The following is a 637-nucleotide window of genomic DNA, read 5'->3' on the forward strand; positions in this document are numbered from 1 at the left end:
TACTGCCATGGCACCATTTGGCGGTGTTAAAGAGTCTGGTATGGGGAGAGAGGGAAGTCAGTACGGCATGGATGAATATTTGGAACTTAAATACCTCTGCATGGGCGGTTTAAATTAAGGAGTACATGATGCAAAACCAAGAAGTGAGGGATTTTCTTAACCGCTATCCTAAGGTTCAAACCATCGAATTACTGTTGCCTGATCAAAACGGCATTCTTCGAGGTAAACGAATCGAAATTGATCTGCTTGATAAAGTGTACCAAACGGGGTGTTGCCTACCTGCCTCGGTGATGAGTTTAAACAGCCGAGGAGCATCAACTGAAGAAGCGGGTTTGGGTCTTGCACAAGGCGATCGAGATTATGTTTGTAAACCCATTGAGGGCACTTTAGCGATTGTTCCGTGGGTCGAAGATCTCAGCCGTGCGCAAGTGCTCTGTACCATGTTGGAGGATGATGGCTCGCCGATGGATGTTGTACCGCGCAATATCCTCGTTAAAACGAATGAACGTTTTAGCACACTGGGATACAAAGTGGGTATTGCCTTGGAACTTGAGTTCTATTTATTGGATACCGAGAGAACAGAAAATGGCGGGCTGCAGCCACCTAAATCTCCCGCTAGCGGTCATCGAATGAGTTC

General features: G+C 46.6%; 1 protein-coding gene and 1 pseudogene. Both read left to right on the forward strand.

The genetic code is table 11. The annotated features are described in order from the left end of the window. Nucleotides 1-118, forward strand: a 118-nt coding sequence (locus A3762_RS26310) for an aldehyde dehydrogenase family protein (RefSeq protein WP_156493181.1), incomplete at its 5' end; no start/stop codon positions are given. A 10-nt stretch (nt 119-128) separates the two neighbouring features. Continuing rightward, nucleotides 129-637, forward strand: a pseudogene (locus A3762_RS03215) (glutamine synthetase); the annotation flags it as partial.

The organism is Oleiphilus sp. HI0125, assembly GCF_001635355.1.